The sequence below is a fragment of the Pseudomonas sp. D1-1 genome, from assembly GCF_051132225.1.
GTDB lineage: Bacteria > Pseudomonadota > Gammaproteobacteria > Pseudomonadales > Pseudomonadaceae > Aquipseudomonas.
Map to the genome: position 1 here is coordinate 1,015,047 of NZ_CP071676.1, position 20,414 is coordinate 1,035,460.

Sequence of the window (20,414 nt, forward strand, 5' to 3'; positions counted from 1 at the left end):
CACCGTGTAGGAGCTGCCGAAGGCTGCGATCTTTTTGATCATTCGTCTGACGGATTGAGCAGTTCGGACAACGCGTCTGGCTGGCTCTTGAATGCCTTGGCGAACACATCGCGATTCTTCGCCATGTAGATGCCGGCTTCCTCCACCTGTTGTTCGCTCAGCGATGGAACGGCTTTTTGCAACACTTCGGCGAGCAATTCAGCGAGTTCCAGCATTTTGTCATGACGGTCAGCTTCGGCTTTATCCATGAACAATCGCTCCAGATCTCGGCTGCTGCGGTATACCACTTCGACGGCCATTCACCACCTCACATGCCTTCACATTGGTTTTGTCTGTGACTACTGTATTTATATACAGGCCAAAGGATAAGCGAATCCTGACGCTTTGAATAGTGGCTTTTTAATGTAGACCGGTTTCGAGGTTTGTCGCCCAAGACAAACGTGCCCGCGACGGGACCGCTGATGTCGCCAACGTGTCGAATGCCAGCCCGGTGCCATCTCATTGCGGTCGCTGGCCTTTTTTCTGCATGCAGAACAACCGTCACGTCCAACCCGCATCATCCGGTCGAGTCGACCTAAGGAAACTACATCGTGAAAATCAACTGGGCCGAGAACCTGCGCCAGAATGTCCACCAGCTGGCCGAATCCCTGGGCAACCTGTTCGTCGAGACCTTCCACTACCTGGCGCTGTTCGCCATCGGGGCGGTGACGGCATGGGCTGCCGTGATGGAGTTCCTGCAGATGATCGAGGAGGGTCATATCAAGATCGACGACATCCTCCTGCTGTTCATCTACCTGGAGTTGGGGGCGATGGTCGGGATTTACTTCAAGACCAATCACATGCCGGTGCGATTTCTCATCTACGTGGCGATCACCGCGTTGACGCGCCTGCTGATTTCCAACGTCTCGCATCACAGCCCGCCGGACCTGGGCATCATCTACTTGTGCGGCGGCATCCTGCTGCTGGCGTTCGCGATCCTGGTGGTGCGCTACGCCTCGTCGCAGTTTCCCTCGGTGAAGATCGAACACCCGCACCGTAAGGTCGGCGCGGGTTCGAGCGAGCATGCCGAAGTGGAGAAGGGCGAAATCTAGAGACCGGCGGCGCTGGACGCCTGGCCCTGTACCTGCGGTGGCGGCACCTTGATGTTGTCGCCGCCGGTCATGGCTTCGAGGATGGCCACGGCGCTGTGGCCCTGCTCGATGGCAATGCCGAATTGAATACTCTGCACCAGGCGCTTGAGCCGTTCCGGGTCGTTGCGTTGCTGCGCGCTGATCATGCGCTTGGCAACGACGCGCCCGGCCTTGGACAGGGTCAGCATGATGCTGCCGTCCAGGCCTTGGATGCTCAGGTTGATCTGGTATTGCGGCGCGAAGGCGTCCGTAATGATCTGAAAAGGGTTGTCCATGATGCGTCACCGCCTGATTGAACGTGCAGTTGTTGACCGGCCATGATCGGGATTAGTTCGCAACACCGGACCACCGGCCATTCCATGATCGTATCCATCGCCAGATTCCCGGGGCGGGCAGGCGGCTGACCCATTGATCGCAGCCCGCGGCGCCTCCTGTAAGGGAGTTAGCAAGGGGCATGCCGGAAAAACTGTCGGACAATGATCACGGCGCCTGGACGCGCAATGCTCTGGAATGCGGTTATGGCGGCAGCCCGTTTCGGGGCACTGGCGGGCCGATGTTCGCTGACGGTGCAGGGCACGCAGGCGGATTGGAATGAACAAGCGGGGCGAGACAACTCCCGACATTAACAGCGCTGTTGCTCGTTGTCCGGCTTTATTTACAAATGAATATTTATCTTTTTTCGGGGGTTGAATTGTTCTCCCGCCAGCCCGACTCTGTACTCAAGGGGCCGTTGCGCTAACGTCGATTGGCCCCTGGCGAGCTAGCCGAAATAAGGGATGAACTATGCAAATCCAAGTCAACAGCGATAACCATATTCAAAGCAGCATCCGACTGGAGGAGTGGGTACGTACTACCATTGAAAGCACGCTCGAACGTTACGAAGAAGACCTGACACGGATCGAGGTTCATTTGGGGGATGAGAACGGCGACAAGCCCGGTCCCCACGATTTGCGTTGCCAACTTGAGGCTCGGCCAAAAGGCCACCAGCCAATTTCCGTAACGCACAAGGCCGAGTCGCTGGAACTTGCGATCGAAGGCGCAGCCACCAAGCTGGAACATAAACTGGAGCATCTGTTCGGCAAACTGCGCGGCAAGCGCGCCGCCACCAACGGCCAGACCGAGTCGATTGCACTGGCTGATGCCATGCTGGAAGAAGAATTCCTCGAGAACGAACGGGCTGCGCTTAACGGCTGAACCCGGTCACTGAAATTACCCACCAAACAGACGGGCCTGCAATTGCAGGCCCGTCTTGTTTCAGCTATTCACCGTGGCCCCGAATCAGAACGCCACGGACGTCTGCACATACAACGTGCGCGGTTCCCCTACGTATTTGCCCCGATTGTTGTCATCAAACGAGCGGGTGAAGTATTGGGTATTGAAGATGTTCTTCACGCCCACCGCGACGTTCAGGTCCGACAGTTGCGGGCCGAAATCATAAGCGGCGCGGCTGCTGAACAGCATGTAGCCAGGGATATTGCCGGTGCTGCCATCGGCGCTTTCCGCGCGGGTATTGGCGTTGTCGGCAAACTGCGCGCTCTGGTAGGTGCTGTCCAGGTTCAGCTTCCACGGCCCATCCGTGTAACCTACGCCCAGCGTACCTTTGTGCCTGGAGGAGAAGGGCACGCGGTTGCCCTTGTTCGGCCCGTCTTCGCGGATGGTGGCGTCGACGTAGGCGTAAGTGGCGTACACGTCAAAACCGGCCAGCGCCGGGCTCAGGCCTTCGAGGGCATAGTTGACGCTGGTTTCGATGCCCTGGTGGCGGGTCTCGCCCCGGGCGATCACCGAATCGTTGGTCTGGTTGCTTTCGTACTGGTTGTCGAAGTTGATCAGGAAGGCGCCGATCTCTGCCCGCAGGTTGCCATTGTCATAGCGGGTGCCAAGCTCCCAGGTGCGAGCCTTCTCCGGTTTCACTTCACCGCTGCTGACGCGGTTGGGCATCTGGCTGTACTGCACGCTGCCGAACGAGCCTTCGGTGTTGGCATACAGATTCCATTCGTCGGTCAGGTGGTACAGCACATTCAGCGCTGGCAGGGCGGTGTTGTAGTCGCCCTTGTACTTCACATTGGTCAGGTTGTTGGTTTGCTGCGACTCGATCATTTCGTAGCGAATGCCGGGCGTGATCGTCCATTTGCCGATATCGATCCGGTCATCGATGAAAAATGCATTGGCTTCGGTTCCGCCGCGGGTATCGCGGTCGTTGCGGCTGGAGGTGGTCGGCAGCTCGTTGCTGGCGATCGGTGTGCGATAACGCAGTTCATGACCGGCTTCGTTGATATAGCGATAGCCGACGCCGACCTCGTGGCTGGTCGGGCCGAGGTCGAAGCCTTGGGCAAAACGGGTTTCCAGGCCGCGTACCCAATATTCACGAGGCGACAGGGACAGGAAGGAGCCCTGGTCCAGATAGCCGCTGCGCAAGGTCTTGGTGAAAAACGTGTTGGCGGTGAATTCTCGCCGGTCCTGCTGGTAGCGATAGCCGAAATTGACCAGGGTACGACGGCCCCAGAATCGGTCCTTCTGACGAGTGGACTGGTACGGGTCGGCGTTGTAGTCGGCCACGTTCAGGCCGCCGGGCATGTCGGCCTCGCCTTCGTAGTACTGGGCCATGGCGTTGAAGCTGTTGGCCTCGTCCAGTTGATAGTTGCCCTTGAGGATCAGGTCGTCGATCTGCGTGTCGCTGTGCTCACGCCAGTCGCCGCCGCGGGTGCCGGAATATAACAGGGCGCCGCCCAGGCCGTTATCGGCGGTGCCGCCGGCCAGCAGATTGGCGGACGTCTTGAAGCCATCGTGGCTGGAGGACGGGCTCGCCTCGGTCTGGAAACCGCCTTTGACGGTCGGTGCATCGGGTATTGCCCGGGTCACGAAGTTGACCACGCCGCCGACGTTTTGCGGGCCGTAGCGCACCGCGCCGCCCCCGCGCACGACATCCACCGCGTCCATGTTGCCCATGCTCACGGGAGCAAAGGACAGCTGCGGTTGGCCATACGGCGCGAAAGGCACTGGAATGCCATCCATCAGTACCGTCGAGCGGGAAGCCAGGCGCGGATTGAGGCCACGTATACCGAAATTCAGCGCCATGTCATGACTGCCGGTGCCGTTGTTTTCCGGTGCGTTGACGCCGGGAATGCGATTGAGCACGTCCCGGGCCTGCGTCGCGCCCTGGCGTTCGAACTCATCGCGGCGGATAACGTCCCGAGCGCCCGGGTGTTCGAAGACGTTGGTCGGCGCTGCGTCGCCGAGCCAGTCACCGACCACGGTCGTGGTGCCGATGTCCAGTGCAGTGCTGCTGACCGGTTGCAGGCTGAAAGCATTGTCCCCCTCGGGCCGAGCTTGCAGGCCTGTGCCTTCAAGCAGCGCGTTCAAGCCTTGCTCGGGGCTGTAGCTGCCTTCCAGGCCGCGACTCTGCAGGCCGCCGGTCAGTTGCGAGCCGAAGGAAATCAACACGCCGGCTTCGCGGCCGAATTGATTAAGGGCGTTTTCCAGCGATGACGGCGCAATGTGATAGGCCTTGGCCTCTGCAGCCAGCACGGCGGGCAGTGCAACGAAACTCAAGCTGGCCCCCAGCAACAGTTGACGCGCGGCGCGAGCGAGCGGGGTGAGACGGGTGGGTTGCTGCGGCATGGATGGGAATCCCGAGAAGGTTATATCGAAGTGGCTTTCCTTCTCTGTCACCCGAGGTGTGGAAAACGGCTCACTAGCAAATCATTTTTTTTGGGTGGGCCGCCATGGGCTCAAGCGCGAGCTTCGACCGTGACCCAATAGCGGGTGAAACGCCGCACTTTTACCGGCAGGCTGATTTCCAGCAGATCAAGGATTCGCTCGCCGTTGTCCAGCGGATAAGTTCCGGAGACCAGAAGGTTGGCGACCGCCTCGTCGCAGTGCAGCTGGCCGCGTCGGTAGCGGCCCAGTTCCTCAAGGAAATCCGCCAGGCGCATGTGCGCGGCGACCAGCATGCCCTCCGTCCAGGCACCGCTGTTGGCGTCAAGCGCCGTGGCGGGACCGGTGCCGTTGATGCCAAGGGACGCTTGTCGGGAAGCCCCCAGCAGAAAAGCCGTGCCGTGCCTGCCGCGAATGTCCACCTGGCCGGCAAACACTGCGACTTGGGTGTGGTCTGCATACTCACGCACGTTGAAACGGGCGTCGTGGCTTTCCAGCAGGCCATGGGCGGTCAGCACCTGCAGGGGGCGTGGGTCCTGGGCTGCGGTCAATAGCAGTTCGCCTTCCAGCAGGCGGATCAGGCGGCGCTGAGCGTCGAAGCGAATATCGACCGCGCTGCCGCTGTTGAGCTGCAGCTGGCTGCCGTCATCCAGCGCCAGGCGACGCCGCTCGCCCACCGGGCTGCGGTAATCGGCGAGCAATGGCGGCAACAACTGGCGTTCACGCAGGCCCCAGGTCGCGGCCGAGCCGGCACCCAGCAGCAGCAACATCTTGAGGGTCCGGCGCCGCGTTGCCGACTTCGGTGTGTTGAGCGTCGCATGGGCCAACGGAGAAGACACATTGCGCAGCCGCTGGTTGACCCGCTGGATATGCTCCCAGGCGCGGCGATGTTCGCTGTGTGCATTGAGCCACTGTTCCCAGGCTTGCTGCTGGCGCGCATCGAGTGGCCCTTGCTGCATTTCCAGCAGCCAATGCACCGCCTGCTCGGCGACTTGCGCGCTGACGTTCGGCGCGCTGGGCATCGGCGGGTTCACAGGGCGAAGTAGCAGCGCATCGCTGCCCTGTTCAGGTGGCGCTTGACCGTCGGCAGGGAAATACCCAGTTCATGGGCGATTTCGTTGTAGGTCAGGCCATCGATCTGCGCCAGCAGGAACGCCTTTTTGACCGCACGTGGCAGTCCATCGAGCAGTTGGTCCAGTTCCAGCAGGGTCTGCAGGATGATCGCTCGCTCCTCTTCCGACGGCGCCACTTGCTCCGGCATCTGGGCGAGGGTGTCGAGGTAGGCGCGTTCGAGATCCTGGCGTCGGTAATGGTTGAACAATACGCGCTTGGCGATGGTGGTGAGAAATGCACGGGGCTCCAGGACCGGCTGCGGATCGCGCGCGGTCAGCACGCGCATGAACGTGTCCTGGGCCAGATCGGCGGCACTGTCGGGACACCCGAGTTTTCTTCGCAACCAGCCGTTGAGCCAACTGTGGTGGGCGTTGTAGAGCACTTCGACGGTGTGTGCAGGCGGCAACGAGGAACATCCCGACAGCGGTAAGCTGTGCTAGAGAACAAGAATTGTTCGCATTGTAGAGGCGCGCAGAGGGAAACGGCAATCGGGATGAGTGTTTCGTTTCGGTTATGGACCGGATCGGGCTTTCGCGAGCAGGCTCGCTCGCACATGGACGCGCTAGCGCAAAAATGCCTGCCGATACTCCCCGGGAGCTGCCCCCAGGGCCTGGCGAAAACGGTTGGTGAAATGGCTGGCGCTGGCAAATCCGCAGGCCAGAGCTACCTCGCCCAACGGTTGTAGGGTATGGCGCAGTAAGTGCCGCGCCCGGGTGAGACGCCGCGCCAGGACGTACTGGTGCGGTGGCAGGCCGAAGGTTTCGCGGAACATCCGGGCGAAATGGTATTCGGACAGGGCACACAGCGCAGCGAGTTGACCAAGGCTGATGGCTTCGGCCAATTGAGCGTCGATGTAATCCACCAGCAAGCGTCGCTGGTGCGCGGCCAGCCCACCCTTCAGGCGCAGGCCCTGGCGTTGGCCAACCTGGTTGAGCAGAAGGTGGCTGAGCAGTTCATGGGCGAGGCTGGTGCCGAGCAGGCGTTCAGCCGGCTCGGCCCAGTCCAGCTCGATCAACTGTCGAAAGCGCTGTGCCTGCCGCGGGTCATCGAGAAAGGTTGCCTCGTGCAATTGCACTTGCCGCGGTTCGCGATCCAGCAGCGTGACGCAACCCAGGGCGAATTGCTCGGGGCTGAAATACAGGTGGGCGAGGCGAATGTCGCCGTTGATGACCCAGGCCGATTCATGTCCGGCCGGCAACACGCAGAGTTTGCCGGGCGCCCCCGTGGTGTCGGGACGCTCGCGGCGAAAAGTGCCGGTGCCGCCGGCGATGTAGCACGACAGCGTATGGTGGGTTGGCGCCTCGTAGTCACGGGCGTCGTGATGGTTGCTCCACAAAGCCGCCGCCATGCCGTCACCGAGCTCGGCGCTGTGCTCCAGGCGAGCATTGGGCGAGCTGTTGAGGGCTTGGAAGACTTGCAGGGTTTGCAGACTGGTCATGATCGGTTTCTCCAGCATGAATCCTACTCCCTCGAGGCGCCCATGCCAGCCTGTCCCTGATAAAAACCGCAAGTTTACGCAAGCGTCGGGCACGTATCGGCGTGAGACTGGCCGTCATTGCCAGGAGTCGTCGCCATGAACCTTTCGTTGTACCTGCTCACCGTGCTCATCTGGGGGACCACCTGGATCGCCCTGAAACTGCAGTTGGGCGTCGTCGCCATTCCGGTGTCGATTGTCTATCGCTTCGGCCTCGCCGCGCTGATCCTGTTCGTGATGCTCCTGCTCAGCCGCCGCCTTCAGGTCATGAACCGGCGCGGTCATTTGATCTGCGTCGCCCAGGGCCTGTGCCTGTTCTGCATCAACTTCATGTGTTTCCTGACCGCCAGCCAATGGATTCCCAGCGGCCTGATCGCCGTGGTGTTTTCCACCGCTACGCTCTGGAACGCCTTGAATGCGCGGGTGTTCTTCGGTCAGCGGATCGCCCGAAACGTCTTGCTCGGCGGTGCCCTTGGGCTGCTCGGGCTGGCGTTGTTGTTCTGGCCGGAGCTGGCCGGGCACCGCGCAAGTCCGCAAACGCTGCTCGGGTTGGCGCTGGCGCTGTTGGGCACCTTGTGTTTCTCGGCGGGCAACATGCTGTCGAGCCTGCAACAGAAGGCCGGCCTCAAGCCGTTGACCACCAACGCCTGGGGCATGGCCTACGGGGCCGCGATGCTGTCGGTGTGGTGCTTGTTCCAGGGCATTCCGTTCGAGATGGAATGGAATACGCGCTACGTCGGCTCGCTGTTGTACCTGGTGGTCCCGGGTTCGGTCATCGGCTTTACCGCGTACCTGACGCTGGTAGGACGCATGGGGCCGGAGCGGGCGGCGTATTGCACCGTGCTGTTCCCGGTAGTGGCCTTGAATGTCTCGGCTGTTGTCGAGGGTTATCAGTGGACGGCACCGGCGCTGGTCGGACTGGTGCTGGTGATGCTGGGCAACGTGTTGGTGTTTCGCAAGCCGCGACCCGTGACCGCGAAAGTCGTGCTGGCTCGTTAAGCCACAACGTCCGGTATGAATCCCGTGGCGAGGGAGCAAGCTCCCTCGCCACGGTGAGTACTCGGCCCGCTTATTTCCAGACTTGCGGGTTGACCAGGTTCTTCGGTCGTTCGCCCAGCAAGGCGCTGCGCAGGTTTTCCACGGCCAGATTGGCCATGGCCTCACGGGTTTCATGGGTAGCCGAACCGATATGCGGCAAGGTGACGGCGTTTTTCAACTGGAACAGCGGCGACTCGGCCAGCGGTTCCTTTTCGTAGACATCCAGCCCGGCGCCGCGGATGCGGTTGTTCTGCAAGGCTTCGATCAACGCCGGCTCATCCACCACCGGACCGCGGGAAATGTTCACCAGGATGGCGCTCGGTTTCATCAGGGACAGCTCGCGCTGGCCGATCAGGTGGCGGGTTTTCTCGCTCAACGGCACCACCAGGCAGACGAAGTCCGCTTCGGCCAGCAACTGGTCCAGTTCGCGGAACTGTGCGCCCAACTGGTTCTCCAGTTCGGGCTTGCGACTGTTGCCGCTGTAGAGGATCGGCATGTTGAACCCCAGCCGACCACGTCGGGCAACAGCCGCGCCGATATTGCCCATGCCGACGATGCCCAGGGTCTTGCCATGTACATCGCTGCCGAACAGCTGTGGCCCGACAGATGCCTGCCACTGTCCGGCCTTGGTCCAGGCGTCCAGTTCGGCGACGCGCCGGGCACTGCTCATCACCAGGGCGAACGCCAGGTCGGCGGTGCTTTCGGTGAGCACGTCGGGAGTGTTGGTGAGCATGATCCCGCGTTCATTGAAGTACGCCAGGTCGTAATTGTCATAGCCCACCGACACGCTGGAGACTACTTGCAGCTTCGTGGCGTGCTGCAGTTGCTCGCGGCCGAGCTTGCGGCCAACGCCAATCAGCCCATGGACATGGGGCAAGGCTTCGTTGAACTGCGCATTGATGTCGCCGTTCGACGGGTTGGGCACGATCACGTCGAAGTCCTGGCGCAGGCGCTCGATCATGGGGGGCGTGATACGGCTGAAGGCGAGTACGGTTTTTTTCATCGTGCAAGGCTCATCTGCGGAGAATACCAAGCACGCTAACATTCCTGGCGCGGGTTAGGCGAGAGGGACGGTGCATCCCAGCGCCACACTTTTCCTTTTGGGAGTGAGCTTATGTGGGAGCGAGCCTGCTCGCGATCGCGGTGTGTCAGTCACCGGATAGGCCGGCAGATAAATCGCCATCGCGAGCAGGCTCGCTCCCACAGGGACCTTTCTTCCACAGGGGCCTTTCTACACAGTCAGGCGGCCCGCAGCGAAATAAACGCGTAGTTGACCGGCTCCTCGGTGACAACACTTGCGCCGCTGTCGGTGACCTGGCGAGCAATGTCATCACCGGACAAGTGGAACTGCCATTCACCTGCCTCTTGGCCCATCGGCTGCGCGCGAGCCTGATCGATGGCGGCGGCAAACGCCGCCATGTTCGGCAGGTACGCGGTAAATCCGTCGCCCTTCAGTGCGGTGGTGTGGATGCCCAGGGACACGCAGATGCGTTCCTTGATGGCGATCTCTTCACGGTCGGCCTGGCGGGAGCGCTCGATCAACCGGGCCAGTTCCTGGTCTACCAACTGACCGCCGACGATCAGCTGCGGCCCCGTTTCCCACGACTCCGGCGGGCAATCCTTGGCGGCGGTATCGAGAGGAATATGCGGGTTGATTTCCATGGGATAGATGCGGCACACCAGGGGGCGACGCTCATAGATGCGGCACAGGTTATCGGCGTCCAGATTATGGCAAGGACCGGGATTATAGGCGGCGAAGGTGATCGCCACGCGGGCCTCGCTGACGCCGCTGCGCACTACTGCCGAGCGCCGTTCGGCGTGCTCGCGTTGCGCCACCGGCAGGCCGAGGCCATTGGGCAGGAAGGCCTCGACCAGGACAATCACCTGGCCGCCATCATTCGCCCACATCCTGGCTTCATCGAGCGTCAGGGGAACGTGATGGCCCGTGCAGCATTTACCGCACCCTACGCAGGAAAACGTTGTGTTCATTGATTGACCGAAGGCAATTGGCTAAAGCGGCGACAGAAAAACGCCGGGATAAGCCATGCGAAGCAATTTATGCGCCACTCATCGGGAGGTTTCGGTCGGGCGGATCGAGTCCCATTCGGTCACGAACGCGCTCTTGGTTTTCTTGCGGTAGAGGCACAGCTCGGTGCCGGTCGCGCCTTTCATGTGCTTTTGCGGATATTGGCCTTGCAGCAACAGCGCGGTGTAGCCCACCCGGTCGTCGAATTGCGCGGGGCTGCCGACCGGTTCGGCATTTTTCAAACCGCTGGCCTTGATGCAACTGGCGAGGACTTTCTTGTCATAGGCAGCCCAGGCATCGGAGCTGGAGGCATGGGCCTGTGCAGCCAGGGCGCTGAGGGCGAAGAAAATCAGGCAGGGTACTTTCATCGGCAAGATCCTTGTTCTGGGAGGCCAGCGCAGGAGTATGCCTGAGGTTGGGACGGTATCGAGGCCGCGAACTCGCAGCCTCGTGCATTCGGCGCACCATCGGAACGCGGGCGGGTTCAGCGACCTTGTTCGGCGACGGCCTTGGCCGCCGTGATCAGGCATTTGGTCAGTTCCGGCGAGGAGAACTTGGTCAGCACCCCGTTGGCGCCCGCCAGCCGCGCTTTCTCACTGTTCATCGCGCTGTCGAGCGAGGTGTGCAACAACACGTAGAGGTGAGCGAAGTCGGGTGTTTCGCGCAGGGTCCGGGTGAGGGCGTAACCGTCCATCTCGGACATTTCGATGTCGGAAACGATCAGGTTTATTTCCTGCGCCGTGCCTTGCAGCTCAAGCAGGCAGTCAATGGCTTCCTTGGCGCTGCGGGCGGTGTGGCATTGCAGGCCCAGGTTGCGCAGGGTATGCACCGATTGCTGGAGCGCCACCTGGCTGTCATCGACCACCAGGATCCGGGCGTTGCCGAGGACTTCGGCGTCTTCCATGCTCAGTTCGGTGGGCGCCGTCTCGATCTGCGCCGGGGCGATGCCGTGGATGACTTTTTCGATGTCCAGCACCTGCACCAGCGTGCCGTCCACCGAGGTCACGCCAGTGATGAACGCACGCACGCCGCCGGAGCCGTAGGGCGGCGGCTTGATGTCGGTAGTCAGGCAATGCACGATCTTGCTCACCGCCTGCACGTGCAGGCCCTGCTTGGAGCGACTGACGTCGGTGACGATCAGGCACCCGCCGTCCGGGTCTTCCAGCGGCCGCTCGCCAATGGCGCGGCTGAGGTCGATCACCGACAACGACGTTCCGCGCAACGTGGCGATGCCTTTTACGTGTGGGTGCGACTCCGGCAGTTTGGTCAGCGGCGGGCAGGGAATGATTTCGCTGACCTTGAGCAGGTTGATTGCCATCAGCTTGCCGCTGCGCAAGGTAAACAGCAGAAGCGAAAGGGAATCTGCGCGGGCTTTGTTGGAAGACATAAAAACCTTCTGTGGAAAAAGGTGGGGCGAGCATGAAGATCGCCAAGACAGCTTTTGATAACGGGTTATCGACTTGTCGGGGGCAGGCTTTAGGGCGAAAAACTGTCAATGGCGAGGATCACGATAGCGCGGTCCACAAAAGTCCCCTCGGCAAACTATTTGAGGCCCAGCCGCCTGGCCATCCGCCCCAGGTTGGCCCGATCCAGGCCCAGTTCCCGGGCAGCGCTGGCCCAGTTGTGTTGATGGCGTTCCAGGCAGGCGCTGATCATTTGCCGTTGATAATTTTCCGTGGCCTGGCGCAAGTCACCGGAAACCTTCACCGTGGAGGCTGGCGCGAGGCTGTTGGTCGGAGCATTTTCCGGGACTACGTGATGCAGATCCAGATCATCGGCGCTCAAGCTTAGAATCTTCGGCCGAACCGGATGCTTGCCCAATGCCTTCAACGCGCTGCGACCGATCAGGTGTTCCAGTTCGCGCACGTTGCCCGGCCAATCGTAGGCCAGCAACGCAGCCTGGGCGTCGCTGGTCAGGCGCAGGCTGCCAAGGCCCATGCGCGAGCGGTTCTGTTCCAGGAAAAAGCCGGCGAGCAGCAGTACATCGCGCCCGCGATCACGCAGCGCGGGCACTTGCAGCGGGTAGACACTCAACCGGTGGTAGAAGTCGGCCCGATAACGGCCATTGCGCACTTCCTCGGCGAGGTCGCGGTTGGTCGCCGCAATCAGGCGTACATCGACGCGGTGCTCCTTGTCCGAGCCCAGGCGTTGCAGCTGGCCGCTTTGCAACACGCGAAGCAATTTGGCCTGGACGGTCAGGGACAGTTCGCCCACCTCGTCGAGGAACAGCGTGCCGCCATCCGCCAGCTCGAATTTGCCGCGCCGGTCCTGGGTGGCACCGGTGAATGCGCCTCGAACATGGCCGAAGAGTTCACTTTCCACCAGAGTGTCAGGCAGCGCCGCGCAATTGAGGCTGATCAGCGGCTGGTCGGCACGGTGGGAGGCGGCATGAATGGCCTGGGCGACCAATTCCTTGCCGACGCCGGTTTCGCCAGTGATCAGTACCGTCAGGTCACTGCCCCCGACCAGCTTGATCTCTTCCACCAGGCGTTTATGGGGCTTGCTCTGGCCGACCATGTCGCGCTGCTGCTGGCCGCTGGCCTGACGGTAGACTTCGGCGCGGCGATGCTCGTCCTCGGCCCTCAACGCCAGGCGCTCGATGCGTTCGGCGGCGCTGACGGTGGCGGCGGCGAGGCTGGCGAAGGCTTGCAGGGCGCTCAGGTCAATAGGTTCGAAGCGTTCCGGGTCCAGCGAGTCCAGGGTCAGCAAGCCCCAGGGCTGCTCATCGACAAACAGCGGGCAACCCATGCAATCGTGAACCTCCAGATGTTCATCCAGCCCTTCCACCAATCCATCGTACGGATCGGGCAGGTCACTGTCGGTGGCGAAGCGAGTGGGCTGCGGATTGGCCAGCAAAGCTTCGAAACGCGGATGCTCACTGACCCGGAATCGCCGGCCCAGGGTGTCGGTGCTCAAGCCATCCACGGCCAGCGGGACGAGGCAGTCGCCGTCCAGGCGCAACAGTGCAGCGGCGTCGCAAGGCAACAGGCTGCGCAGGGCTCCGAGCAGGCGCCGATAGCGCTCGCCTTCAGGCAGTTCGCGGGACAGGTCGGCCACCAGCGGCAATAGCGAGGTCAGCAAGGAAGTTGCGGTCATAATGACTCCATCTAGTCATATGGACTATAAGCGCTGTCTTGTCGATATGACTACATCGTCTTCAACTGACTGAAATACAAGGCCAAAATTTGTGGCATGAAAACTGATAGGCATAGGTAACTGTTAGTTGTACCACGCGAGGAGTCACCCATGCTGAGTCGAGAACAACGCGCCATCATCCGTTCCACTGTCCCCTTGCTTGAAAGCGGTGGGGAAGCGCTGATCACTCACTTCTACCGCATGATGCTGTCGGAATACCCGCAAGTGCGCCCGCTGTTCAACCAGGCTCACCAGGCCAGCGGCGATCAGCCGCGTGCGCTGGCCAACGGTGTACTGATGTATGCGCGGCACATCGATCAGCTCGACCAGTTGGGCGACCTGGTGGCGAAGATCGTCAACAAGCACGTGGCCTTGCAGATCCAGCCACAGCATTACCCGATCGTCGGCTCCTGCTTGCTGCGGGCAATCGCCGAGGTACTGGGCGAAGAGATCGCTACACCTGAAGTGATTTCGGCGTGGGGCGCTGCCTATAACCAGTTGGCCGATATCCTGATCGGCGCCGAAACCAGCTTGTATGACCGCAAAGCCGCGGCACCCGGCGGCTGGCGCGGTGAACGTGAGTTCATCCTGACGGCCAAAGTGCAGGAAAGCGCGGAAATCACTTCGTTCTACTTCGAACCGGCGGACAAGGGGCCGATCCTGCAGGCCGAGCCCGGCCAGTACATCGGTATGAAGCTGGTGCTGGACGGTGAAGAAGTGCGCCGCAACTATTCGTTGTCGGCCTTGGCGAACAATGGCCAGTACCGCATCAGCGTCAAGCGCGAGGCGGGCGGACGGGTGTCCAATTACCTGCACGACCATTTCCAGGTCGGCAATAGCATCCAGCTGTTTCCGCCGTCGGGAGATTTTTACCTCACCGCCAGCGACAAGCCGCTGGTGCTGATCAGTGGCGGCGTCGGCATCACTCCGACCCTGGCGATGTTGCAAGCGGCGCTGCAAACCGAGCGCCCGGTGCATTTCATTCACTGCGCACGCAATGGCCAGGTCCATGCCTTTCGCGAGTGGATCGACGACCTGGCCAAGCGGCACCCGCAACTCAAGCGTTTCTACTGTTATGACGAGCACGACGGCGCTGGGCCGGCGGCTGACAAGGTAGGGCTGTTGAGTGAGGAGCAACTGGCGCAGTGGTTGCCGGAGCAGCGAGACCTGGACGCGTACTTCCTTGGGCCGAAGGGCTTCATGGCGGCCATCAAGCGTCATCTCAAGGCCTTAGGCGTACCGCCGGGACAAAGCCGTTATGAATTCTTCGGGCCGGCGGCTGCTTTGGAATAAATGCCAGGGCAATCCGGGTGACCGGGTTGCCTTCTTCGCGAGCAGGCTCGCTCCCACAGAGGATCTGCGTATCCGGAACACTCATGCACGACGCGTGACCTGTGGGAGCGAGCCTGCTCGCGAAAGCGGCGGCATGACCGGCGCTGTCCTGAAATTAATCCCCGCTTAACCTCTTTGCTGTCTATTCCCTCCACATTGCCGACTGCGCTCGTTCACGATCTGCGTGTAGACTTCGGCCATCCGAAAGCGCGCCGGTCGCCGCAAGGCCGCGCGTCGATCCATGCCTATCAAAGGGAAAAGCAATGAGTGAGGAAATGCTGCGGCTGGGCCGTGAGCGGCGCTATCTGGTGCTGCTGGGGTTGATCTGCCTGGGACTGATCGGCGGTGCTTTATATATGCAGGTAGTGCTTGGTGAAGCGCCATGCCCGCTGTGCATCCTGCAGCGCTATGCGTTGTTGCTGATCGCCATCTTCGCCTTCATCGGCGCGGCCATGCGCACGCGCCGCAGCCTGACGGTCTTCGAAGGCCTTGTCGTGCTTTGCGCGCTGGCGGGGGCGGGGGTGGCCGGGCACCATGTGTACACCCAGTTTTTCCCCGCGGTCAGTTGCGGTGTGGATGTGTTGCAGCCGATTGTCGATAGCCTGCCGCTGGCGAAGATCTTCCCGCTGGGCTTCCAGGTCGATGGTTTCTGTTCCACCCCGTACCCGCCGATCCTCGGCCTGTCGCTGGCGCAATGGGCACTGGTGGCGTTCGTCCTCACCGTCGTGCTGGTGCCATTGCTGGTGTCGCGCAATCGCAAGACGCTGCGCTGAAGTATCGTGGAAAAACGCCCCGGCTCTTCTTCGGAACCGGGGCGTTTTACGTTTCAGGGTCGATGAGGCACCGTCTTGATCAGCGGCAGGAACACCCTGCGACAGTGTGCGACATGTTGTCACATATCTGCTGTCTCGCAGCCGTCCCGGGGCCGAATTGCCGCCTCATTCTGCAACAAAAAAACCGCCTGACCACCCTTCGTTTTCAATTGGGAGTCGCTCTGGAGCAGGCATTTTTAACAGCGCAGCGGGTTGCCTTCAAGGCCCCGTAAAATGGGCGCCTAAAGCGGATAGAAGCTCGCCTTAAATTGCTGGAGCTGTCTAAATCGGGCGTAGTAGCCTTACGTTTTTTGGGGTTCTTGTTGAGAATTAATTTCGATAACATGCTGGCCCGTTGCAATATCGGCGGCAGATTATTGCCGGATCGGAGAAAAATTATTTCGGGTTAAGACATGGTCTCGAACGCCGCAGCTCACTACAATCGCCCGCACCGATTTTCCGACCCGGCTCAGGCTTGAGCACGAGAGTGGTCGAAGGGCGCCAGCGCCCCATGCGACCCCAGGTGTCGGTGCCTCCAACTACCCGCACCAAACGGAATTGGGCTTGAACAGGCCTTTGACCAACGAATAAGAACTCACTGCTGGCCCAGGATGTGTCGAACAGCGTCTGACGTTCGACGGGCAGCCCTTATTCAATCCAAGAAAATGCCAACCCTTGGCAGGGTGAAGTGTTGGCGATCAAAACCCAACTGCATTGCGCAAGCTGCTTTAGAGGTCGTGAGATGAGTAAAAACAGGTACCCCCGATTACTAGGCTTGTTGCCGCTGCTCGGCACGTTGCTGCTGGGAGGCTGCAACATGACCCTGCTCGATCCCAAGGGCCAGGTCGGCCTGGATGAGCGAAACCTGATCATCACCGCCACGCTGCTGATGTTGCTGGTCGTCGTGCCGGTTATCGTCATGACGTTCCTGTTCGCCTGGAAATATCGCGCGTCCAACACCAGTGCCACCTACACGCCGAAATGGTCCCACTCGACCAAGATCGAAATCGCGGTGTGGACCATTCCGGTACTGATCATCATTGCCCTGGGTTACATCACCTACAAGTCGACCCACGCCCTGGACCCGTACCGTCCGCTGGATTCCGACGTCAAGCCGATCACCATCGAAGTGGTCTCGATGGACTGGAAGTGGCTGTTCATCTATCCGGAACAAGGCATTGCCACGGTCAACAAGATCGTGTTCCCGGCCCACACGCCGATCAACTTCAAGGTCACCTCCGACACCGTGATGAACTCGTTCTTCATCCCGGGCCTGGGCGGCCAGATCTACGCGATGGCCGGCATGCAGACCAAGCTGCACCTGATCGCCAACCAGAACACCGAACTTGAAGGTATCTCCGCCAACTACAGCGGCGCGGGTTTCACCGGCATGAAGTTCAAAGCGACCGCCACCACCCAGGAAGAGTTCGACGCCTGGGTAAACGAAGTGAAGAAGGCACCTAAACAGCTTGAAAAAGCTGAATACGAAGCCCTTTCCAAGCCGAGCCAGAACAACCCTGTCGAACTCTACTCGTCGGTCACGCCGAACCTGTTCCAGACCATCATCGATAAGTATGAAGGGATGAATCCGGGCAAGCCGATGCATCACGAGAAGAAAGACAAGGAAGTGGCCCACAACATGGAAGGGATGGACATGAGCTCGCATTCAGCTGCCGGGGCAGAGGAGTAAACGATGTTTGGTAAATTAAGTTGGGAAGCGATCCCGTTCCACGAGCCGATTGTCATGGTGACCCTCGCCATCATCGCGCTCGGTGGTCTGGCGTTGTTCGCGGGTATCACTTATTTCAAGAAGTGGACTTATCTGTGGACTGAATGGTTGACCTCGGTCGACCACAAGAAGATCGGCGTGATGTACATCATCGTCGCCATGGTCATGCTGCTGCGCGGTTTTGCCGACGCGATCATGATGCGTACCCAGTTGGCCATGGCCACCGAGGGCTCGCCCGGCTACCTGCCGCCTGAACACTATGACCAGATCTTCACCGCCCACGGTGTGATCATGATCATCTTCATGGCGATGCCATTCTTCACCGGCCTGATGAACCTTGCAGTGCCGCTGCAGATCGGCGCGCGTGACGTTGCCTATCCATTCCTGAACTCCCTGAGCTTCTGGCTGCTGGTGTCCGGCGTGGTGCTGATCAACCTTTCCCTGGGTGTCGGCGAATTCGCCAAGACCGGTTGGGTTGCCTATCCGCCGCTGTCGGGGCTGCAATACAGTCCGGGCGTCGGGGTGGATTACTACATCTGGGCGCTACAGCTATCCGGGCTCGGGACAACGCTGACGGGGGTCAACTTCCTGGCCACCGTGCTGAAAATGCGTACCCCTGGCATGAAGCTGATGGACATGCCGATCTTCACCTGGACCTGCACCTGGGCCAACGTGCTGATCGTCGCTTCGTTCCCGATCCTGACCGCTACACTCGCTCTGCTGACGCTTGACCGCTACATGGATTTCCACATTTTCACCAATGAACTGGGTGGAAATCCGATGATGTACGTCAACCTGTTCTGGGCCTGGGGTCACCCTGAGGTGTACATCCTTATCCTGCCGGCGTTCGGTATTTTCTCCGAAGTCATCTCGACCTTCTCCGGCAAGAAACTGTTTGGCCACCACTCGATGATCTACGCTTCCGGCGCGATCTCGGTACTGGGCTTCATGGTCTGGCTGCACCACTTCTTCACCATGGGTTCGGGTGCCAGCGTCAACGCCTTCTTCGGCCTGGCGACGATGCTGATCTCGATTCCGACGGGTGTGAAGCTGTTCAACTGGCTGTTCACCATCTACCAGGGCCGCCTGCGTTTCACCAGCCATGTGCTGTGGACCCTGGGCTTCATGGTGACCTTCGCCATCGGCGGCATGACCGGCGTACTGCTGGCCATCCCGGGTGCGGACTTCGTGCTGCACAACAGCCTGTTCGTGATCGCGCACTTCCATAACGTGATCATCGGCGGCGCCGTGTTCGGCTACATCGCGGGCTTTGCGTTCTACTTCCCGAAAGCGTTCGGCTTCAAGCTGCACGAAGGTTGGGGCAAGGCAGCGTTCTGGTTCTGGATCTCGGGCTTCTTCGTCGCGTTCATGCCGCTCTATGCACTGGGCTTCATGGGCATGACCCGTCGCCTGAACGCCACCACCAACCCTGAGTGGGTGCCGTACCTGTACGTCGCCATGTTCGGTGCGGTGATGATCGCTGTCGGTATCGCCTGCCAGCTGATCCAGCTGTACGTCAGTGTGCGTGACCGCAAGAAGCCGGAAAACATGTGCGAACACGGTGACCCGTGGAATGCCCATACCCTGGAATGGTCGACTTCTTCGCCACCACCGTTCTACAACTTTGCCGTGCTGCCGAAAGCGGAAACCATCGACCCGTTCACCGAAGCCAAGGAAAACGGTACCGCGTACCAGACTCCGGCCAGGTACGCGCCGATCCACATGCCCAACAACACCGCTACCGGTGTGGTCATGGGGGCTCTGTTGACCGTGTTCGGTTTCGCGATGATCTGGCACATCTGGTGGCTGGCCATCGCCAGCCTGGTCGGCACCGTGGTGTATTTCGCCATCCATGCCGCCCGTGATGATCAGGGCTACATGGTGCCGGTGGATGTCATCGAGCGCATCGAAGCCGAGCAGCACAAGCGTCTGGTCGCGGCCGGGAAAGTCCCAGCCTCCGCCACCCGTGTTGAAACCTCGTTGGAACAGGCTTAAACCATGTCGAACTTAGTGACCAATGTTGGACACGCCCATGGTCATGACCATGGGCACGATGACCATCACCACGACTCGGGCGAGATGACCGTATTCGGTTTCTGGCTCTACCTGATGACCGACTGCATTCTGTTTGCGTCGATCTTCGCGGTATACGCGGTGCTGGTTAACAACGTCGCCGGTGGCCCGTCGGGCCACGACATCTTCGAACTGCCTTATGTACTGGGCGAAACCGCGCTGCTGCTGTTCAGTTCGATCACCTACGGCTTCGCCATGCTGGCGTTGTTCAAGGGCAAGAAAACCCAGGTACTGGGCTGGTTGGCAATGACCTTCCTGCTGGGCGCCGGCTTTATCGCCATGGAGATCAACGAGTTCCACATCCTGATCGCCGAAGGCTACGGCCCTAGCCGCAGCGGCTTCCTGTCCGGGTTCTTCACCCTGGTCGGCACCCACGGTCTGCACGTGACCAGCGGTCTGATCTGGATGGCGATCATGATGTACCAGGTCCAGAAAAATGGCCTGACCGCCACCAACAAGACGCGCCTGAGCTGCCTGAGCCTGTTCTGGCACTTCCTGGACGTGGTGTGGATCTGCGTATTCACCGTTGTTTATCTGATGGGGACCCTGTAAATGGCTAACGCTCATTCCCATGATGGCCACGACGCCGGCCACGGCAGCGTCAAGTCCTACGCGATCGGTTTCATCCTGTCGGTGATCCTGACCGTCATTCCGTTCGGCCTGGTGATGTATCCAACGCTGCCGAAGAGCCTGACGCTCTGGATCATTCTGATCTTCGCCGTGGTCCAAGTATTGGTCCACCTGGTGTACTTCCTGCACCTGGACCGCTCGGCCGCCCAGCGTAACAACGTCATTGCGTTTGTCTTCGCTGCGCTGGTGATCGTACTGCTGGTCGGCTTGTCGTTGTGGATCATGTTCAGCATCCACTCCAACATGATGGCGCACTGAGGAAAGTCCG

Annotated in this window: 20 protein-coding genes; 9 read left to right on the top strand and 11 right to left on the bottom strand. The window is 60.5% G+C overall.

Annotated elements, in window-relative coordinates; translation table 11 throughout:
• Nucleotides 1-38: 38 nt before the first annotated feature.
• Nucleotides 39-299 carry a YebG family protein gene (locus J3P86_RS04430; protein WP_003205410.1) on the bottom strand — a complete coding sequence of 87 codons (261 nt, stop codon included), beginning with the start codon at nucleotides 297-299 and terminating at the stop codon, nucleotides 39-41.
• Between the two features lie 291 nt (nucleotides 300-590).
• On the opposite strand from J3P86_RS04430, the gene J3P86_RS04435 reads away from it, so the two are divergent.
• Entirely contained in the window at nucleotides 591-1,091 is a 501-nt protein-coding gene (locus J3P86_RS04435; RefSeq protein WP_186611035.1) for a phosphate-starvation-inducible protein PsiE, read from the top strand.
• Here J3P86_RS04435 and J3P86_RS04440 read toward each other — a convergent pair.
• The gene (locus tag J3P86_RS04440; protein WP_434626032.1) at nucleotides 1,088-1,405 is read right to left on the bottom strand and encodes a DUF3509 domain-containing protein; all 318 of its coding nucleotides are present in this window, start codon (nucleotides 1,403-1,405) and stop codon (nucleotides 1,088-1,090) included. The genes J3P86_RS04435 and J3P86_RS04440 overlap by 4 nt on opposite strands.
• 508 nt (nucleotides 1,406-1,913) lie before the next feature.
• Here J3P86_RS04440 and J3P86_RS04445 point away from each other — a divergent pair.
• A complete protein-coding gene (locus tag J3P86_RS04445; protein WP_434626030.1) occupies nucleotides 1,914-2,324 on the top strand; it encodes an HPF/RaiA family ribosome-associated protein in 411 nt (136 codons plus the stop codon).
• An 84-nt stretch (nucleotides 2,325-2,408) separates the two neighbouring features.
• On the opposite strand, the gene fecA is transcribed toward J3P86_RS04445, so the two are convergent.
• The 4 genes from fecA to J3P86_RS04465 all read right to left on the bottom strand — a co-directional run bounded on the left by fecA (nucleotide 2,409) and on the right by J3P86_RS04465 (nucleotide 7,335).
• On the bottom strand, nucleotides 2,409-4,748 hold the full coding sequence (gene fecA, locus J3P86_RS04450) for a TonB-dependent Fe(3+) dicitrate receptor FecA (RefSeq protein WP_434699526.1): 2,340 nt from the start codon (nucleotides 4,746-4,748) through the stop codon (nucleotides 2,409-2,411).
• 110 nt (nucleotides 4,749-4,858) lie between these two features.
• Nucleotides 4,859-5,806 carry a FecR domain-containing protein gene (locus tag J3P86_RS04455; RefSeq protein WP_434626025.1) on the bottom strand — a complete coding sequence of 316 codons (948 nt, stop codon included), beginning with the start codon at nucleotides 5,804-5,806 and terminating at the stop codon, nucleotides 4,859-4,861.
• Between the two features lie 8 nt (nucleotides 5,807-5,814).
• Entirely contained in the window at nucleotides 5,815-6,303 is a 489-nt protein-coding gene (locus tag J3P86_RS04460) for a sigma-70 family RNA polymerase sigma factor (RefSeq protein ID WP_434699527.1), read from the bottom strand.
• A 156-nt stretch (nucleotides 6,304-6,459) separates the two neighbouring features.
• Nucleotides 6,460-7,335, bottom strand: a complete 876-nt coding sequence (locus J3P86_RS04465) for a helix-turn-helix domain-containing protein (RefSeq protein ID WP_434631490.1) — start codon at nucleotides 7,333-7,335, stop codon at nucleotides 6,460-6,462.
• A 135-nt stretch (nucleotides 7,336-7,470) separates the two neighbouring features.
• Here J3P86_RS04465 and J3P86_RS04470 point away from each other — a divergent pair, with 135 nt between their 5' ends.
• Nucleotides 7,471-8,370: a DMT family transporter gene (locus J3P86_RS04470; RefSeq protein ID WP_434626021.1), complete on the top strand. Its 900-nt coding sequence runs from the start codon at nucleotides 7,471-7,473 to the stop codon at nucleotides 8,368-8,370.
• 70 nt (nucleotides 8,371-8,440) lie between these two features.
• Here J3P86_RS04470 and J3P86_RS04475 read toward each other — a convergent pair whose 3' ends face one another.
• The 5 genes from J3P86_RS04475 to norR form a co-directional block, all read right to left on the bottom strand.
• Entirely contained in the window at nucleotides 8,441-9,412 is a 972-nt protein-coding gene (locus J3P86_RS04475) for a 2-hydroxyacid dehydrogenase (protein WP_305496709.1), read from the bottom strand.
• A gap of 236 nt (nucleotides 9,413-9,648) precedes the next feature.
• Nucleotides 9,649-10,398, bottom strand: coding sequence for a YkgJ family cysteine cluster protein (locus J3P86_RS04480; RefSeq protein ID WP_434699528.1), 750 nt, complete (start codon nucleotides 10,396-10,398; stop codon nucleotides 9,649-9,651).
• Between the two features lie 78 nt (nucleotides 10,399-10,476).
• Nucleotides 10,477-10,803 carry a hypothetical protein gene (locus J3P86_RS04485; RefSeq protein WP_434695804.1) on the bottom strand — a complete coding sequence of 109 codons (327 nt, stop codon included), beginning with the start codon at nucleotides 10,801-10,803 and terminating at the stop codon, nucleotides 10,477-10,479.
• A gap of 116 nt (nucleotides 10,804-10,919) precedes the next feature.
• Nucleotides 10,920-11,822, bottom strand: coding sequence for a chemotaxis protein CheV (locus tag J3P86_RS04490; protein ID WP_030139917.1), 903 nt, complete (start codon nucleotides 11,820-11,822; stop codon nucleotides 10,920-10,922).
• A 155-nt stretch (nucleotides 11,823-11,977) separates the two neighbouring features.
• On the bottom strand, nucleotides 11,978-13,531 hold the full coding sequence (gene norR, locus J3P86_RS04495) for a nitric oxide reductase transcriptional regulator NorR (RefSeq protein ID WP_434699529.1): 1,554 nt from the start codon (nucleotides 13,529-13,531) through the stop codon (nucleotides 11,978-11,980).
• A 150-nt stretch (nucleotides 13,532-13,681) separates the two neighbouring features.
• Between norR and hmpA the strand changes: the two genes are divergently transcribed.
• The 6 genes from hmpA (at nucleotide 13,682) to cyoD (ending at nucleotide 20,404) form a co-directional block, all read left to right on the top strand.
• Complete coding sequence (gene hmpA, locus J3P86_RS04500; RefSeq protein ID WP_434626011.1) at nucleotides 13,682-14,863, top strand: NO-inducible flavohemoprotein; 1,182 nt, start codon at nucleotides 13,682-13,684, stop codon at nucleotides 14,861-14,863.
• Nucleotides 14,864-15,165: 302 nt separating this feature from the next.
• Nucleotides 15,166-15,675, top strand: coding sequence for a disulfide bond formation protein B (locus J3P86_RS04505; RefSeq protein ID WP_434569750.1), 510 nt, complete (start codon nucleotides 15,166-15,168; stop codon nucleotides 15,673-15,675).
• Nucleotides 15,676-16,456: 781 nt separating this feature from the next.
• A complete protein-coding gene (cyoA, locus tag J3P86_RS04510; RefSeq protein ID WP_305496696.1) occupies nucleotides 16,457-17,404 on the top strand; it encodes a ubiquinol oxidase subunit II in 948 nt (315 codons plus the stop codon).
• 3 nt (nucleotides 17,405-17,407) lie between these two features.
• Nucleotides 17,408-19,438 carry a cytochrome o ubiquinol oxidase subunit I gene (cyoB, locus tag J3P86_RS04515; RefSeq protein ID WP_434626009.1) on the top strand — a complete coding sequence of 677 codons (2,031 nt, stop codon included), beginning with the start codon at nucleotides 17,408-17,410 and terminating at the stop codon, nucleotides 19,436-19,438.
• Between the two features lie 3 nt (nucleotides 19,439-19,441).
• Nucleotides 19,442-20,068: a cytochrome o ubiquinol oxidase subunit III gene (locus tag J3P86_RS04520; protein ID WP_053125033.1), complete on the top strand. Its 627-nt coding sequence runs from the start codon at nucleotides 19,442-19,444 to the stop codon at nucleotides 20,066-20,068.
• Nucleotides 20,069-20,404, top strand: a complete 336-nt coding sequence (cyoD, locus tag J3P86_RS04525) for a cytochrome o ubiquinol oxidase subunit IV (RefSeq protein WP_249876093.1) — start codon at nucleotides 20,069-20,071, stop codon at nucleotides 20,402-20,404. It begins immediately after the preceding gene.
• The last annotated feature ends 10 nt before the right edge of the window (nucleotides 20,405-20,414 follow it).

Bases quoted from the DNA above. Each gene is read 5' to 3' on its own strand.
- hmpA (WP_434626011.1), top strand. From the start codon at position 13,682: ATGCTGAGTCGAGAACAACGCGCCATCATCCGTTCCACTGTCCCCTTG.
- J3P86_RS04440 (WP_434626032.1), bottom strand. From the start codon at position 1,405: ATGGACAACCCTTTTCAGATCATTACGGACGCCTTCGCGCCGCAATAC.
- J3P86_RS04505 (WP_434569750.1), top strand. From the start codon at position 15,166: ATGAGTGAGGAAATGCTGCGGCTGGGCCGTGAGCGGCGCTATCTGGTG.
- cyoB (WP_434626009.1), top strand. From the start codon at position 17,408: ATGTTTGGTAAATTAAGTTGGGAAGCGATCCCGTTCCACGAGCCGATT.
- J3P86_RS04480 (WP_434699528.1), bottom strand. From the start codon at position 10,398: ATGAACACAACGTTTTCCTGCGTAGGGTGCGGTAAATGCTGCACGGGC.
- J3P86_RS04490 (WP_030139917.1), bottom strand. From the start codon at position 11,822: ATGTCTTCCAACAAAGCCCGCGCAGATTCCCTTTCGCTTCTGCTGTTT.
- J3P86_RS04465 (WP_434631490.1), bottom strand. From the start codon at position 7,335: ATGACCAGTCTGCAAACCCTGCAAGTCTTCCAAGCCCTCAACAGCTCG.
- cyoD (WP_249876093.1), top strand. From the start codon at position 20,069: ATGGCTAACGCTCATTCCCATGATGGCCACGACGCCGGCCACGGCAGC.
- J3P86_RS04430 (WP_003205410.1), bottom strand. From the start codon at position 299: ATGGCCGTCGAAGTGGTATACCGCAGCAGCCGAGATCTGGAGCGATTG.
- J3P86_RS04455 (WP_434626025.1), bottom strand. From the start codon at position 5,806: ATGCCCAGCGCGCCGAACGTCAGCGCGCAAGTCGCCGAGCAGGCGGTG.
- fecA (WP_434699526.1), bottom strand. From the start codon at position 4,748: ATGCCGCAGCAACCCACCCGTCTCACCCCGCTCGCTCGCGCCGCGCGT.
- J3P86_RS04520 (WP_053125033.1), top strand. From the start codon at position 19,442: ATGTCGAACTTAGTGACCAATGTTGGACACGCCCATGGTCATGACCAT.
- J3P86_RS04470 (WP_434626021.1), top strand. From the start codon at position 7,471: ATGAACCTTTCGTTGTACCTGCTCACCGTGCTCATCTGGGGGACCACC.
- cyoA (WP_305496696.1), top strand. From the start codon at position 16,457: ATGAGTAAAAACAGGTACCCCCGATTACTAGGCTTGTTGCCGCTGCTC.
- J3P86_RS04475 (WP_305496709.1), bottom strand. From the start codon at position 9,412: ATGAAAAAAACCGTACTCGCCTTCAGCCGTATCACGCCCCCCATGATC.
- J3P86_RS04485 (WP_434695804.1), bottom strand. From the start codon at position 10,803: ATGAAAGTACCCTGCCTGATTTTCTTCGCCCTCAGCGCCCTGGCTGCA.
- norR (WP_434699529.1), bottom strand. From the start codon at position 13,531: ATGACCGCAACTTCCTTGCTGACCTCGCTATTGCCGCTGGTGGCCGAC.
- J3P86_RS04445 (WP_434626030.1), top strand. From the start codon at position 1,914: ATGCAAATCCAAGTCAACAGCGATAACCATATTCAAAGCAGCATCCGA.